The sequence below is a fragment of the Pararhizobium sp. LjRoot238 genome (assembly GCF_964252955.1).
In the GTDB taxonomy this organism is placed as follows: Bacteria; Pseudomonadota; Alphaproteobacteria; order Rhizobiales; family Rhizobiaceae; genus Pararhizobium.
The window spans coordinates 2555609-2570955 of sequence record NZ_CAXUPP020000001.1; the positions used below are offsets into that span (position 1 = coordinate 2555609).

The window sequence follows — 15347 nt, forward strand, 5'->3', positions numbered from 1 at the left end:
CTCGGCGCATCGGCTGCCAGACTAGCAGTTGCCGTGGTCGCCGGACAGGCGGTCACGCGGTCAGCTTGTCTTTCGGTACAAGCGCGCCATGGTGCTGGATCACGTTTGCCGCGATGGAAGCGGCGAAGGTGGCTGCGGCCTGTGGATCGCCATCGGCGGCGTAACGGGCAAGGAAGGCGCCATTGAAGCTGTCGCCCGCGCTTGTGGTATCGACGATGCGTTCCACCCTGGCCGACGGAACGAACGTTTCCGGGCGTTCGGCAAAGCTCAGCGTCACACCTTTTGCCCCGTCCTTTACCACGATGTTCCCAACGCCGAGACCGCGATACCGCGCGATCGTCGCGGCGATATCGGCGTCGCCGAAATGCACGGCTTCGTCGTCGAAGCTCGGCATGATGAGACTGGATGCGCGAGCGCCGGCGGAGATCGTTTCCAGCATATATTGCTTGTCGTTCCAGAGGCGCGGACGGATGTTCGGATCGAACACGACGAGCTTGCCCGCAGCCTTGGCGCGGCGCAGTTCCAAGAGCAACGTCTCGGCGGCGGTCGGCGCAAGGATCGCCAGCGTGATGCCGGAAAAGACGACAATGTCCGAGGCTTCGATCGTTGCCCGCAGATGGTCCGCATCGTCGGCGAGCGTTTTGGCGGCGGAAACCGAGCGCCAGTAGGAGAAGCTGCGTTCGCCATCCTTCAGATGGATCATGTAGAGGCCGGGTGAACGCCCCTCGACGCGGCGGATGTAGCCGGTGCCGACACCGGTCTTTTCGATGAAGGCCAGCATCTCGTCGGACACCGTGTCGGTGCCGACCGCCGTGAAATAATCGACGGACCAGTCCTTGGGCAGGAAGAGCCGGGCGTAATAGGCGGTGTTGAAGGTATCGCCGGCATAGCCCTTGCGAAGGAAATCGCCTTCGGCCTGCATCAGTTCCACCATGCATTCGCCGATCGAAAGCAGCCTGCCCGCCATGAAGGTCTCCCCCGTTAGTCACGCCCTTTTGCGAAAGCCGAGATACGGCTTACCAGTGTGGAAGGCAAGCGGATGCCGTCGTCGCGCGCGCGGTTCAGGGCATCGAATTTCGATCCGCCGGGAATATGGATGCCGTGGCCGGTTGAAAGCCGTGTCAACTGCGCGTCGAGCCGGTCTTCGAAGCCGTCGTCGAGCAGCGAGGGGGAGATGGCGACGACCGTGAGGCCGCTGCCGGGTGTCCTGTCGCCGCTCATGAAGTCCGGTGCATCGAGCGACCAGTTGGCACCGCTCAAACCCGCCGCCAGCACTTCGACCATCAGCGCGATATTGGCGCCGCGTGTTCCCGCCTTTCATGGCCTCCTTTGCGTCGGTGGTCGGCTGCCCCGCCGCATCGACGGCCCAGCCCGCCGGGATCGGCTCGCCACGGGCGGCCGCTTCGCGGATGTTGGCGAAAGCGGTGGCGCTGGAGGATTGGTCGATGAGGAGCGGCGCGCCATTCTTGCGGGGTGCTGCGAAGGCAAGCGGGTTGGTGCAATAGACGGGTCTTGCGCTGCCGGACCCGGCGATCAGTGCAGGACCGTTGGTCGCGGCCAAGCCAACGAGACCCCGTTCCGCCAACCGGAAAACGTAGTCGCCGAGTTCGCCGGATGTATAGCTGTTGAATTGGGTAAAGAGCGCGATGCCGAAGGTCTTGGCCTTTTCGACAAGATCGTCGTAAGCGAGATCGAAGCCCAGTTGTGCAATGCCGCCATCGGCATCGATGCGGATCAGGGCGGGGGCGGGGTCTGTCCGCATCGGCTCGGCCTTGCCGCTGATGCGCCCGGCGACGAGACTCTCAAGATAGTCGACAAGATGGGAAAAGCCGACGGTCGATTTGCTGCGTGCATCGGCGTCCACCGTCGCACGGGCGAGGGACGCGGCCATGGCCGGACTTGCGCCAGCGCCAAGGAGGGCCACGACCGCGAATTCGCGCGCATCCCCGAGGCTGAACGGAATGGTTTCTTCGCTCATCTTATCTCCAAAGCCGCCTTGCGGTCGTCATAAATGGCATTCATCATCATTTTTGCATCGGCAGCCGTCAATCTCCGGAAACGACGGGGAAGGCCGTTTACTCGCTCTTGCCGCGACGATACATCTTGGGCTGCATATCCCTGTGATCGCGGAGTTTTTTGATGGCATCTCCCTTGAAGTCCAATGCCGATTGGTGGCGCGGTGCCGTGATCTATCAGGTCTATCCGCGCTCCTTTCAGGATACGACAGGGGACGGTTTCGGCGACCTCAAGGGCGTCACGCAGCGGTTGCCCTATATCGCCAGTCTCGGCGTCGATGCCATCTGGCTGTCGCCGTTCTTCACCTCGCCGATGGCCGACATGGGCTATGACGTGTCGGATTATTGCGATGTCGATCCGATGTTCGGCACGCTTGCCGATTTCGACGCGATGCTGATGACGGCGCATGAACTGGGCATCAAAGTCATCATCGACCAGGTGATTTCGCACACCTCCGATCAGCACCCCTGGTTCAAGGAAAGCCGCTCCGACCGCACCAACCCGAAGGCCGACTGGTACGTCTGGGCCGAGCCGAAGCCGGACGGCACGGCGCCGAGCAACTGGCTGTCGATCTTCGGCGGCCCGGCCTGGGAATGGGACGGCGTGCGCAAGCAGTATTACATGCACAATTTTTTGGGCTCGCAACCCGATCTCAATTTTCACAATCCGGATGTTCAGGAAGCCTTGCTGGAAACCGTCCGCTTCTGGCTGAAGCGCGGCGTCGACGGTTTCCGGCTCGACACGGTGAATTTCTATTTCCACGACAAGGAACTGCGGGACAATCCGCCACTGGTTTACGACGAAGACGCGATCGGGCTGGATGCGCCCGACGTCAATCCCTATGGCATGCAGAACCACCTCTACGACAAGACGCAGCCGGAAAACATCGGCTTCCTGCAGCGCTTTCGTGCCCTGCTTGACGAATTCGATGATCGCGCGTCGGTCGGTGAAGTGGGCGATGGCGCGCGGTCTTTGAAGACGGTTGCGGCCTATACCGGCGGTGGCGACAAGCTGCACATGTGCTACACCTTCGACCTGCTCGGCCCGGATTTCACAGCCACCCATATCCGCCGCTGCGTCACCGCGTTTCAGGATGCGGTCACCGATGGCTGGGTCTGCTGGGCCTTTTCCAACCATGACGTCACCCGCCATGTCAGCCGTTTCGCGCAGACAGAGGAAGAACGCCAGCGGGTGGCCAAGCTGGTGATCTCCGTTCTTGCCGCCCTGCGCGGCTCGATCTGCCTCTATCAGGGTGAGGAACTGGCTTTGCCGGAAGCCGAGCTCGAACTGGCGGATTTGCGCGACCCTTACGGCATCCGCTTCTGGCCCGCCTTCAAGGGGCGCGACGGATGCCGCACACCGATGGTCTGGGAAAAGGATGCAGCCCACGCCGGATTTTCCAGCGTCAAGCCGTGGCTGCCGGTTCCGGACGTGCACCGAGCATTGGCCGTTGACCAGCAGGAGAAGGAAGTGGGGGCGGTGCTCGGCCACTACCGCCAGACACTTGCCTTTCGCAAGGCGCACGCGCCGCTGCTGGACGGCAGCATGACCTTCCTTGAGACCAATCAGGATATTCTGGCTTTCACGCGGGAAAAGGGCGGCGAGAAGCTGCTGTTCGTTTTCAATCTGCGCCGCGGACCGCAGATTGTGAATCTGCCGAAAAGTGTGGCTCTTACCGAGGTTTTGCCGATGCCGGGGTTCGCGCCGCGGTTCGATCATGGCGAGATTTCGCTGGATGCGTTGGATGTGTTTTGCGGGCGGTTAGCCTGAACGGAGGTTCAACCGAAGGAGACAAATATCATTTAATGATATATTCTTGGCCTGCTTCTGAGGAGCTATGACATGGCATCGAGCTACACATTGGGCGCTCACTACGAGGGTTTCATTCGCGATCTTCTTGCAAGCGGCCGTTACTCCAGCGCCAGCGAAATCATGCGCGATGGTCTGCGCGCTTTGGAAGAGCGAGAGCAATTTCGTGCGGCGAAACTACAGGCATTGAAGGCCGCGATCGATGAAGGTTTCGCAAGCGGTGAATCCGAGCCAATGGACATGGATGCCATAAAGTCAGAAGCACGTCTGGCCTCTGCGAAGTTTGCCCGTGGCGCTTGAAATCCGCCGGCTGCCAAAGGCGAAAGCCGATCTGATAGAGATATGGCGTTACATTGCGCGTGACAATGAAGGCGCGGCGGACCGACTATTGGACCGCATCCAAGCTGCATTGTTGACGCTTTCAAATCAACCGGTTGCCGGGCGAGAAAGGCCGGAACTTCATGACGATTTGCGTAGTTTTCCCGTTGGCAACTACATCATCTTTTATACATCCGGCGAAACGACTTTGACAGTTGTTCGCGTGCTAAGCGGCTTTCGCGATATCTCCGAAGATATGCTGCGTTAAGCCGCCAAAGCCGTTTTCACCCAATCAGCGCAAACTTGTCGACGTCGACCAGCCCCATGTCCGAAATCTTCAGGTGCGGAATGACCGGCAAGGGCAGAAACGCCAGTTGCAGGAACGGCTCCTGCAGCGTCGCACCGAGCGCAAAAGCTGCTTCGCGCAGGTGGTGCAGCGTGTCGCGGACGCTTTCATAGGGCTCAAGGCTCATCAATCCGGCGACGGGCAGGGCGATTTCGCCGGTCACCTTGCCATCCTCGACGACGACGAAGCCACCCTTGATCTCTCCGAGCCGGTTTGCCGCCAGCGCCATGTCGTCTTCGTTGACGCCGACGACGCAGATATTGTGGCTGTCATGTCCGACGGTGGAGGCGATCGCGCCCTTCTTCAGTCCAAAACCCTGGACGAAGCCGTTGGCGTGATTGCCGTTGATGCCATGGCGTTCGATGACCGCGACCTTGATGATATCGCGGCCGAGGTCGACACCGGCCTGATTGCCGGAGGCAGGCAGCTTGAAGCGCCGGTGTTCGGTGATGATCTTGCCCGGCAGCACGCCGATCACCGAGGTCTCCCCCTCGGCATAGGGCACGCCGAAATCGGCGGCGTTGACATGGCCTGCCTTGACGCTGTCGAGCCCGACGGGGGCGACCGGGCGGCGGGTTGCGAACAACGCGTCGGTGACGAGACGGCCCGCAGCGAAGACCTTTTCCGCCTTGCAGTTTTCAAGACTGTCGACAACGACAAGATCGGCGCGCCAGCCCGGCGCGACAAGGCCCCGGTCGCGGAGGCCGAAGGCGCGCGCTGCCGAGATCGAGGCGGCGCGGTAGACGGCCAGAGGTTCCACGCCTTGGACGATTGCCTCGCGGATCATGTAGTCGAGATGGCCCTGCTCGGCGATGTCGAGCGGATTGCGGTCGTCTGTGCAGAGCGCCAGGAACGGTGACAGACGTTCGGTGAGGATCGGCATCAGCGCATGCAGATCCTTCGAAACGGAACCTTCGCGAACAAGGATGTGCATGCCCTTGCGGATCTTTTCGAGCGCTTCCTCGGCGGTTGTGCATTCGTGGTCAGTGCGGATGCTGGTGGAGAGATAGCCGTTGAGGTCCATCCCGCGCAGCAGCGGGGCGTGTCCGTCGATATGGCCGCCCTGGAAGGCGTCGAGCTTGGCGAGGCAGACGGGGTCCTTGTGGATGACGCCGGGAAAATTCATGAACTCCGCAAGGCCGATGACCTTTTCGTGGTCGCGGAACGGCAGCAGCTTTTCGACGGGTAGGTTGGCGCCGGAGGTCTCCAGGTGCGTCGCCGGCACGCAGCTCGACAGTTGCACACGGATATCCATGATAGTTTCGAGGGCGCTGTCCAGGAAGAATTGAATGCCCTCGGTGCCGAGCACATTGGCGATCTCGTGGGGATCGCAGATCACCGTGGTCACGCCATAGGGCAGGACGCAGCGGTCGAATTCATGTGGTGTCACCAGGGAGGATTCGATGTGCAGATGCGTATCGATGAAGCCGGGAACGACGATTTGTCCGGAAACATCGATCTCTGTGATGCCTTTGTAGGTTCCGCAAGTGCCGACGATCCGATCGCCGCAGATGGCGATGTCGGACGAAATAAGCTCACCTGTCACCAGATCGAAGAAGCGTCCGCCCTTGAGCACGATATCAGCAGGCGCGCGGCCTGTGCCCTGATCGATCAGCTTTTCAAGTTTTTCGCTCATAATGGATGATGCCTCTTCAATGCCTTGCCCCGGATTGGCTCATGGCCAGCATAGCCGCTGGCGGTCGGCATTGCATAGCAGACTTCAACAAATTGGTGCTGGCGCTTGTGGACTGCGTACGGTTGCCAGTGATGTGGCCGGTTGGGCAAGAAGAAATCGGGCGCCGCAGCGCCCGATCCCGTTGTTGGCCATTCCGCCTATTCCGCAGCGACGATCTTGCCGTCTTCCCATTTGTAAAGCGAGAAGCTCTGCGACGTCAGGTCGCCGTTTTCGCCATAGGTGAGGTTGCCGATGGCGGTGGTGATCGGCTCGCCGGTTTTCAACGCTGCGGCGACTGCGCTCGCGTCCTTAGCACTTCCGGCCTTCTCTATGCCTGCCTTGATCACTTCGACGGCGGCATAGGCGTTGAGCGTGAAGGCCTCGGCCGGGATCTTTGCCGCTTCCAAGGCGGCCACGGCGGCCTTCGAATTCTCGCTCTTCAGCGCGTCGGCGGCGTTGGTGAACACGGTTCCGGCAGCGGCATCCGTGCCGATGCTCCAGAATTCGCTGTTGGAGAGGCCGTCACCACCGATGATCTGGATGTTGACGGAGATATCATGAAGCTGGCGCACCAGCAGGCCGGCTTCCGGGTGGTAGCCGCCGAAATAGAGCACATCGACCTTCTCCGCCTTGAGGCGGGTGGTAAGCGCGCTCAGGTCCTTTTCGCCGGGCGTCAGCGCGTCGTTGAAGACCTCCGTGACGCCGCCGGCGTTCAGTGTTGCCTTGAAGGCGTCGGCGAGGCCCTTGCCGTAGGCGCCCTTGTCGTTGAGGATGCCGATGCGCTTGTCCTTGAACTGCTTCAGCACATAGGCTGCGGCGACTTCCGCCTGCTGGTCGTCGCGTCCGCAAGTGCGCAGGACGGTGGTCAGGCCGCGCTTTGTCAGGTCCGGCGTGGTTGCCGTCGGGGTCACCATCAGGATGCCGTTTTCAGCGAGAACGTCGGATGCCGGCATGGCGACGCCGGAGGTGACCGGGCCGACCACAAAGCGGATGCCTTCGGCGATCATCTGGTTCGCAGCCGAGACACCCTGCTTCGGCTCGCCCGCGTCGTCTGCCAGTTTCAGCACGACCTGTTCACCGAGAATGCCGCCGTTCTTGTTGATCTGGTCGACGGCGACCTCAGTACCGTTCTTCACCTGGTCGCCATAGGCCGCGACGGGGCCGGTCAGCGGCGCGATCAGGCCGATGACGATCTCGGCATGCGCCAGCGGCGCAAAGGCGAGCGTGGCGGCGAGGGTTAAACCCGTCAGTGTCTTGAAATTCATCTTGCGTCTCCTTGAGTGGGTTGGTTCCCCGCATGCCGGCAAATCGCGCCGATCCGCCGAAAGCAAGTCGAGCCCATCGGGTTTCCGTCTCTGCGGACGGGTAGATTCCCATAATCTAGCGCTTAGGAACCGGTAGACAATTTCGCAAGACGGATTTTTGGGCAATATGTGTAGAATTTATTCAATAGTCGTGCAGAAACGGGCCGGAACGTTAGTTTCGGCCCGTTCTTAACATAAGAAGTGACTAAATATTGTTCAGTCAGATGTTGGACTGCAATACCTTGCGGATGCCGTCGATCAGTTCGTCGATCTGCGCCTTCGTGATGATCAGCGGTGGCGAGAGAGCGATGATGTCGCCGGTGGTACGGATCAGGTAGCCGCTTTCATAGGCCTTGAGGAAGGCAGAGAAGGCGCGCTTGGTCGGCTCGCCGGCGATCGGGGCAAGCTCGATCGCACCGATCAGGCCGATGTTGCGGATGTCGATGACGTGCGGGCAGTCCTTCAGCGAATGCAGCGCGTCGGCCCAGTAGGAAGCGAGTTCGGCGCCGCGGGTGAGCAGGCCTTCATCGCGATAGGTATCGAGCGTGCCGAGGGCGGCGGCGCAGGCAATCGGGTTGCCGGAATAGGTATAGCCGTGGAAAAACTCGATCATGTGCTCCGGGCCGCTCATGAAGGCATCGTGGATTTCGGAGGTGACGAAGACCGCGCCCATCGGGATGACGCCGTTGGTCAGGCCCTTGGCGGTGACGATCATATCCGGCTTCACATCGAAATACTGGGCGGCGAACGGCGTCCCGAGCCGACCGTAGCCGGTGATGACTTCGTCGAAGATCAACAGGATGCCGTGCTTCGTGCAGATGTCGCGCAGCTTCTGCAGGTATCCCTTCGGCGGGATCAGCACGCCGGTGGAGCCTGCGACCGGCTCAACGATCACAGCGGCGATGGTCGACGCGTCATGCAGCGTGACGATGCGTTCGAGTTCGGTGGCGAGATCGGCGCCGTGTTCCGGCTCGCCCTTGGTGAAGGCGTTCTTTTCCGGCAGGTGGGTGTGCGGCAGATGGTCGACGCCGGTCAGCAGCGTGCCGAACATCTTGCGGTTGGCAACGATGCCGCCAACGGAGATGCCGCCGAAGTTGACACCGTGATAGCCGCGCTCGCGACCGATCAGGCGGGTGCGCGAACCGTTGCCCTTCACCTTGTGATAGGCGAGCGCCACCTTCAGCGCCGTCTCGACCGATTCCGAGCCGGAGTTGGTGTAAAGCACGTGTTCCATGCCGTCGGGGGCGATATCGATCAGGCGGTTCGCCAGCTCGAAGGCCTTGGGATGACCGAGCTGGAAGGCCGGCGCATAATCGAGTTCGCCGGCCTGCTCGCGGATCGCCTCGGTGATCAGCGGCCGGCAGTGACCGGCGTTGACGCACCACAGTCCCGCGGTGCCGTCGAGCACCTGGCGTCCGTCATGGGTCGTGTAGTGCATGTCCTTCGCCTTGACGAACATGCGCGGCTCTTTCTTGTACTGCCGGTTGGCCGTGAACGGCATCCAGAAGGCGCTGAGATCGTTGGGTGTGGCGTTGAGGCGGTTCGACATCATGTTCTCCGTGGCGTTTTTGTGTCTGGCGGCCAAATCCAGGTGGATGAAGCGGAATCTTTACCTGATGGTCAAACTATCAGGGCGCCTTTCAGCGTCAAGCCTTGGCTCGATCCGGTCAAGCGGGGTTTCTGGCTGAAGGGAAAAGCACGGAATCGTCACCCGGAGACAGTCCGAAGCAAGGCTTGTTGCGCTGCATTTTCTGAAGTTTAACCTGTTTGCCGGAGAGTTGCGCCGCGTTCCCGTAACCTGGGCTCAGGATGGAAATTTTGCCAAAACTTCAGGCCAGTCTGGCGCTTGCGCTTTTCGTCTTTCTCTCGGCGCAGGCGGAAGCGACCGAGATGATTGCCGACGGTGCCTTTGAAAAGGGCGAGGACGGCTTCTGGGCAACCGGCGGCGTCGCGCTGTCGCGCGAGCGCGGAAAGTTATGCGCCGCTATCGAAGCCGGCGGAGAACCCTGGGATCGCCTGCTCGGCGTCAACGACCTGCTATTTGGGGCGGGCACGTCCTATCGGTTGAAGATGATGCTCGAAAGCAAGGAGGAGCGTATTTTCCCGGTCCTCGTTCAGCGCAATGCCGAGCCGTGGACGGCACAGGCAACGTTCAATGCAGAGATCAAAGCCGGGCAGGAAGGGTTCTCGACGGTCTTCAATGCTATGGAGACAGAACCCGCACAGATCATCTTTCATCTGGGCGGCGCCGAAAAACCCTGGCGGCTTTGCCTCGATGATGTAGCGATAAACGAAGCCAGGCCCGAAGAGATCGTGGCAGCGGCGAAAAAGGCGGCACGCGGCCTGCCTGCCCTTGTCAATCAGGCCGGCTATTTCCTCGATGGACCGAAGCGGGCGACGATCCTGTCCGATGCCACCAAACCGCTGGCATTCAAGCTTGAAGATGCTCAGGGCGTGGTGGTTGGAGAGGGCGTGACGGCGCCGGCGGGTTTCGACGAAACGGTTGGCGCAGATTCCCAGATTGCCGATTTTTCCGCCTTTACGACGGCCGGCGAGGGCTACCGCGTGGTTGTCGGCGGCAGGAAGAGCTACCCGTTTTCTGTCGGCCGCGACGTCTACGGCAAATTGCGCGTCGATGCGCTGTCTTGGTTTTATCCACAGCGCAGCGGCATCGAGATCAAGGGCGATATCGCCGGGGATGCCTACGCCCGTCCGGCCGGACATCTGCAGGAAAGTCCCAATGAGGGTGACGTGCAAGTCAAATGCCTGACCGGCAAGGTGGCAGCGGAACTCTACGGCGAGGACTGGACCTGCGACTATACGCTCGACGTTTCGGGCGGCTGGTACGATGCCGGCGACCAGGGCAAATATGTGGTCAATGGCGGCATCGCGGTGGCGCAACTTCTCGGCACGTTCGAACGCGGCCAGGTCTACGGCAAGGGGGCGTCGCCGGTGATCAGCGACAGCCTGTCGCGCATCCCCGAGAACGGCAACGGTGTTCCCGACATTCTCGACGAGGCCCGTTGGGAACTCGAATTCCTGATGAAGATGATGGTATCAGATGGCCAGTCCTTGGCCGGCATGGTGCATCACAAGGTACATGACACGCAATGGACCGACGTGCCAATGCTGCCGCATCTTGATCCGGAAGAGCGGGCATTGCACCGCCCTTCGACGGCCGCGACGCTCAATCTCGCGGCAGCGGCGGCGCAGGGCGCCCGGCTGTTTGCGCCGTATGACGAGGCGTTTTCTGAAACGCTGCTGGCCGCCGCGAAAAAGGCCTGGCACGCCGCCGCTGCCAATCCGGTGCTCTACGCACCGAAGTCGGATGGCCTGCAGGGCGGCGGCGACTATGACGACACCGATATCACGGATGAGACCTATTGGGCGGCGGCTGAGCTTTATATCACCACCGGGGAAGCCAAGTATCTCTCTGTGCTGAAAACCTCTATCCATTGGGCGGGATCCGTCTTTCCCGCCGTCGGCGCATTCGATTGGCGCAGCGTCGCGGGGCTCGGCCGTCTCGACCTGGCGCTCTATGGCGACAGGCTGCCCGAGGAGGACAAGGCGATGGTCCGCGCCTCCGTCGTCTCGGCCGCCAGAAATTTCATGGGACCGCAGAAGAAGGAACCCTTCGGGCAGATCTATCGGCCCGCCCATAACCGGTACGACTGGGGCTCCAACCAGGTCATCCTGCAAAACATGATTGTTGTATCGGCGGGGTACGACCTGACTGGTGAGAAGCCGTTCCTCAATGGCGTGCGCGAGAGCATGGATTACATCTTTGGGCGGAATGCCATGAACATGTCCTACGTCACCGGCTATGGCAGCGTCTTTGCGAAGAACCAGCATAGCCGCTGGTATGCTCATCAGGTCGACGATACGCTGCCCAACCCGCCGGTCGGGACGCTTGCGGGCGGGCCGAACTCCACGCTGGTCGATGATGTCGCGAAAGCGCGCCTCAAGGGCTGCCTGCCGCAAACCTGTTACGTCGATGACATCATGGCCTGGGGGGCTAACGAAATGGCTATCAACTGGAATGCACCGCTGGTCTATATCGCCTCTTTCCTGGCGGATGCCCGATGAGCGGACAGACAGGCATAGCCTTCATCGGCACGGGTTTCGTCGCCGACTACTACATGACGACGCTCTCAAACCATCCGCAGTTGCACCTAGCCGGTGTCTTCGACATTGACCCTGTCCGGTTGCAACAGTTCTGCGGCTACTGGAAAGTCAGCGCCTATGCCTCGGGCGAAGAGGCGCTTCAGGACCCGGCCGTTGCCATCATCGTCAACCTGACGCCGCCGGAAAGCCATCATGCCGTCAACAAGGCGGCATTGCTCGCCGGCAAGCATGTCTATTGCGAAAAGCCGCTGGCGATGACGGTGGATGAGGCGCGTGAACTGGTCGAACTGGCGGACGGGAGGGGGCTGGTACTGGCGGGCGCGCCGGCCAACGCGCTCAGCGACGCCCGGGCGCACTGCGCCGAAATCCTCACGACCGGTGTCATCGGCACGCCGCGCCTCGTTTACGCGGAAATGGAGGACGGGCCGGTCTTCCTGGACAAGTGGCAGGAGTGGCGAAGCCGCTCCGGCGCGAAATGGCCGGCGGTTCACGAATTCGAAATCGGCTGCACGCTGGAACACGCGGGCTACGCGACTAGCTGGCTCGTGTCGCTGTTCGGTCCCGTGGCGCATGTCGCGGCATTCTCCGCGCTGACCTTTCCCAACAAGGGACCAGGCACCGAAAATCTCGCGCTCGGCCCGGATTTTTCCGTAGGATGCCTGACGTTCCGCTCGGGCCTCGTCGCCCGGCTGACCAGCGGACTTGCGATGCCGCGCGACCGGTCTCTGACAATCGTCGGCGACAAGGGGACGATTGTCGTGCGTGATCTCTGGGATAACCGCTCACCGGTCCACGTCGAGGTGGCGGGCGCGAGACGGCCGCTGCTTCATCGTCTGATCGATCGTTTGGAATGGCAGCTTCAGCGGAAATTTCCATTTCGTCTGACGGCCGGAAAGCCGTTGGCCTATCCGCGTCCTGCGGAGAAAAACGTCTTGCCCGCCTATCCGTCGCAGATCGATTTCGTGCGCGGGATTGCCGCGCAGGCGGACGCGATCAGGCAAAACACCAAACCATTCTTTTCGGGCGCGACCGCGCTGCACCTGACGGATATCGTGCTGGCGCTGAATGCCGGCAAACGGGATCATACTCCGAGCGGTTATGACGCAGGCTGAGCCAATACGGTTTCGATGATCTCCAGCGCGGCAATGCTGGTCTCAAGCGGCATTAGCGGCTGTTCGCATTTTCCCTCGAGGATGGCCTTGCTTGCCGCTTCGATCTCGAACTGCAACCCGTTGCCGCGGTAACCGTGGTCATGAACCGTCAGACCGGGCAGGGGCAGCTTGCGTCCCATCTTGCCGATGAGGCGCGATAGGCGGCCGGAGCCAGGCGGGAACGCCAGATGGCGGGCAACAGGATTTCTCGCGACAATGATGCGGCTTGCCTGCAGGAAGGGCGCGTCGATTATCAGGCTTGCCTTGTCGCCTTCGATGATGAAACGATTGCTGCCATTGCGATCGAATGCACAGGAGAGTGTGGCATCGAAACCGGGATACCTCATCCTGATCTCCGCTGACATGTCGACGCCTGTGGGCGCGGCGCGCCACCGCCCGCTCACCGCCTGCGGAAAGCCGAACAGAGCGAGCGTCAGCCCGATGGGATAGACCCCGAGATCAAGAAGCGAGCCGCCGCCGAGCGCTTTCGAGAAGAAGCGGCTGTCCCTGTCGAAGGCTTTGACATAGCCGAGTTCCGCTCGAAGGCCCGTGACAGCTCCGATCGCGTTGTCGGCAACGAGGGTGCGCACCCGGTTGAAGGCCGGGAGGAACACGGTCCAGAGAGCCTCCATGGCGAATGTGTTCGTTTCCCTGGCCAGTTGGGCCAGATGCCGCGCCTGTGCCGCAGTCGTCACCAATGGCTTTTCGACAAGGACAGGTGTTCTAGCGCACAACAGCGATTGCGCCTGTTTGAAATGGGCGGTGTTCGGCGTCGCCAGATAGACGGCATCAATTTCGGCGTCGGCTGCCGAAGCCTCGATATCGGGTAAAATCCGAAGCCCGCCAAAGCGCTGTGAGAACGCGGCGGCCGCTTCTACCGTCTGCGAGCATACGGCAACAAGCTCGGCATTGCCCGCCAAGCCGATGTCTTCGGCAAAGGTGGAGGCGATGGTGCCGGTCCCGACCACCGCCCATCTGACGGTCGACGGCGACAGCCGGTGTTTGGCAATCGTGTTCATGGTGCCGATCCTTGCACGGCAAGTCTCAAAGGCGCGTAAACATCGTCATATGGGGAGCTGATTCGGGAACGGACGGCAGAGCAAGCGAAATTGTCGCCGCCTCGGCTGAAGTCATGATCATGCCTGCCGCGTTTGGACACGCGGGTTCAGGCTCGACAGGTCAGCGGGTTCCCTGCGGAAATGTAAAGATTTTTCACCCAAATCGGGAATGCCGAACTGATAAAACCGGCGATCATAATGTGGAGATAATTCGAAGGACACGGCAAAGCGGTTGGTAAAACGGGGACCGGCGAGCGGCCGGCCCCCATCCGTATCAGGCGGTACGGCGCTGCGCGACCCTTTCGGCCGGGGCGGTTTCTTCGCCATAGATTTCCGTCAGTGTTTTCAACACTTTCAGGACAGCATCCGAAGAGGTTGAATAGTAGATGGTCTGCGCATCCCGACGGGTGGTCACGAGATTCTGGGCACGCAATTTCGAGAGATGTTGCGACAGGGCAGACTGGCTGAGGCCGACCTGGTTTGCCAATGCGCCGACTGCCATTTCCTGGTTCACCAGTGAACGCAGAATCAGCAGACGCTTCGGGTTTGCCATGGCCGACAGAAACTCCGCAGCTATTTCAGCCTTGCCGTGTTTCTGAGGAGAGATCGTTTGCATTCCATACTCCGTGCGATGTTCACATCACGCTTGGTTATGATTGTGAATATGCAATAATTAGACGTGATGAATAAAAGCACAACCTCCTACTGCAAGAAATCGGGGTAGGGAGGGTAAAGTTAACCGTATAGTTTCACCAGCATCATGCGCAGTTCGCGCGCGGATTGCAATGGTGCATCGTATTCCAGCCGTTTCAGCTGGTCGCCCGAGGTGAGGTCGACCCCAGCAGCATCGAGACCGCAGATTCGCCAGTCCGTACCTTCGGCCTTGCAATAGACCTGCGCATAGCGGCTCGCCGCATCGGGATGGTCACTGTTCATGTGCTCGATTGCCCGCTCTTCCGTCGCTGCGAGATCGTCGATTGCCGGCGAGCGAATGAACAGGTCTTCGCCATCAAGCGCATAGGCCCGGCCAAAGCCGCCATTGAGGCTGGCCTTCACCGGCCGCAACCTGAAAAAGGCAAAGTCCGGAAAGTCGATATAGAGTTCCGATTTCGGATGGCGGCGGACAAAACGTGCACGAATGCGGGCATGCGCCGCACCGTCGCGTTCGACTTTCTCCGCTTCGCACTGAACGGTCAGACGGGGATGCGCGAGGGGATCGCCCTTGCCGATTTCGCCGGTCAGCAGCGAGCAGCGACTGTCGGCGGACAATGCTTGCGTGTGGGTCGACAAGGCCGAGACCAGGATGACCGGCGTTCCGTCGGTGTCGATGCCGAGAAGCACGCGGCTGACGAAGGGAAAACCGTTGCTTTCCGGCTCGATGACGGCGAGGGCGGCGCTGCGGGCGGAGCGCAGCAGGACGCGGGCAAGCTTGCGCGCCTCGTCATCGGTTTCGCGCAGCACGGACGGTTTTTCGGCCATCGGAATTGCCTCATGTCTTGAATGCCAAACGCCCGGAGACAACGGTCCCGGGCGTTCTTTATACTG

Annotated in this window: 12 protein-coding genes and 1 pseudogene; 5 read left to right on the forward strand and 8 right to left on the reverse strand. The window is 61.0% G+C overall.

Translation table 11 applies throughout. The features are described from left to right. Positions 1-52: 52 nt before the first annotated feature. The gene (locus tag ACSQ3F_RS12425; protein WP_436100489.1) at positions 53-967 is read right to left on the reverse strand and encodes a sugar kinase; all 915 of its coding nucleotides are present in this window, start codon (positions 965-967) and stop codon (positions 53-55) included. A gap of 14 nt (positions 968-981) precedes the next feature. After that, positions 982-1978 (reverse strand): annotated as a pseudogene (locus tag ACSQ3F_RS12430) (Ldh family oxidoreductase). A gap of 161 nt (positions 1979-2139) precedes the next feature. Between ACSQ3F_RS12430 and bglA the strand changes: the two are divergent. The 3 genes from bglA to ACSQ3F_RS12445 all read left to right on the forward strand — a co-directional run bounded on the left by bglA (position 2140) and on the right by ACSQ3F_RS12445 (position 4411). Next, the gene (gene bglA / locus ACSQ3F_RS12435) at positions 2140-3786 is read left to right on the forward strand and encodes a beta-galactosidase BglA (RefSeq protein WP_436100490.1); all 1647 of its coding nucleotides are present in this window, start codon (positions 2140-2142) and stop codon (positions 3784-3786) included. Positions 3787-3858: 72 nt separating this feature from the next. Further along, positions 3859-4125: a type II toxin-antitoxin system ParD family antitoxin gene (locus ACSQ3F_RS12440; RefSeq protein ID WP_436100491.1), complete on the forward strand. Its 267-nt coding sequence runs from the start codon at positions 3859-3861 to the stop codon at positions 4123-4125. Continuing rightward, positions 4115-4411 (forward strand): type II toxin-antitoxin system RelE/ParE family toxin, encoded by a 297-nt coding sequence (locus ACSQ3F_RS12445; RefSeq protein WP_436100492.1) that lies wholly within the window; start codon positions 4115-4117, stop codon positions 4409-4411. Before ACSQ3F_RS12440 ends, ACSQ3F_RS12445 begins: the two co-directional genes overlap by 11 nt. Positions 4412-4427: 16 nt before the next feature. On the opposite strand, the gene ade is transcribed toward ACSQ3F_RS12445, so the two are convergent. From ade to ACSQ3F_RS12460, 3 genes are all read right to left on the reverse strand, one after another. Beyond that, positions 4428-6125, reverse strand: coding sequence for an adenine deaminase (gene ade / locus ACSQ3F_RS12450; RefSeq protein WP_436100493.1), 1698 nt, complete (start codon positions 6123-6125; stop codon positions 4428-4430). A gap of 197 nt (positions 6126-6322) precedes the next feature. Continuing rightward, a complete protein-coding gene (locus ACSQ3F_RS12455; RefSeq protein ID WP_436100494.1) occupies positions 6323-7429 on the reverse strand; it encodes a branched-chain amino acid ABC transporter substrate-binding protein in 1107 nt (368 codons plus the stop codon). A 259-nt stretch (positions 7430-7688) separates the two neighbouring features. After that, entirely contained in the window at positions 7689-9017 is a 1329-nt protein-coding gene (locus ACSQ3F_RS12460) for an aspartate aminotransferase family protein (protein WP_436100495.1), read from the reverse strand. A gap of 260 nt (positions 9018-9277) precedes the next feature. On the opposite strand from ACSQ3F_RS12460, the gene ACSQ3F_RS12465 reads away from it, so the two are divergent. Both ACSQ3F_RS12465 and ACSQ3F_RS12470 read left to right on the forward strand, forming a co-directional pair. Next, positions 9278-11554, forward strand: a complete 2277-nt coding sequence (locus ACSQ3F_RS12465; protein WP_436100496.1) for a glycoside hydrolase family 9 protein — start codon at positions 9278-9280, stop codon at positions 11552-11554. Continuing rightward, positions 11551-12705, forward strand: a complete 1155-nt coding sequence (locus tag ACSQ3F_RS12470; protein ID WP_436100497.1) for a Gfo/Idh/MocA family protein — start codon at positions 11551-11553, stop codon at positions 12703-12705. The genes ACSQ3F_RS12465 and ACSQ3F_RS12470 overlap by 4 nt, the downstream gene beginning before the upstream one ends. On the opposite strand, the gene ACSQ3F_RS12475 is transcribed toward ACSQ3F_RS12470, so the two are convergent. The 3 genes from ACSQ3F_RS12475 to ACSQ3F_RS12485 all read right to left on the reverse strand — a co-directional run bounded on the left by ACSQ3F_RS12475 (position 12690) and on the right by ACSQ3F_RS12485 (position 15281). Next, complete coding sequence (locus tag ACSQ3F_RS12475) at positions 12690-13763, reverse strand: Gfo/Idh/MocA family protein (RefSeq protein WP_436100498.1); 1074 nt, start codon at positions 13761-13763, stop codon at positions 12690-12692. The genes ACSQ3F_RS12470 and ACSQ3F_RS12475 overlap by 16 nt on opposite strands. Before the next feature lie 313 nt (positions 13764-14076). Continuing rightward, positions 14077-14418 (reverse strand): ArsR/SmtB family transcription factor, encoded by a 342-nt coding sequence (locus ACSQ3F_RS12480; RefSeq protein WP_436100499.1) that lies wholly within the window; start codon positions 14416-14418, stop codon positions 14077-14079. Between the two features lie 119 nt (positions 14419-14537). Beyond that, on the reverse strand, positions 14538-15281 hold the full coding sequence (locus ACSQ3F_RS12485; RefSeq protein WP_436100500.1) for a HugZ family protein: 744 nt from the start codon (positions 15279-15281) through the stop codon (positions 14538-14540). Positions 15282-15347: the final 66 nt, after the last annotated feature.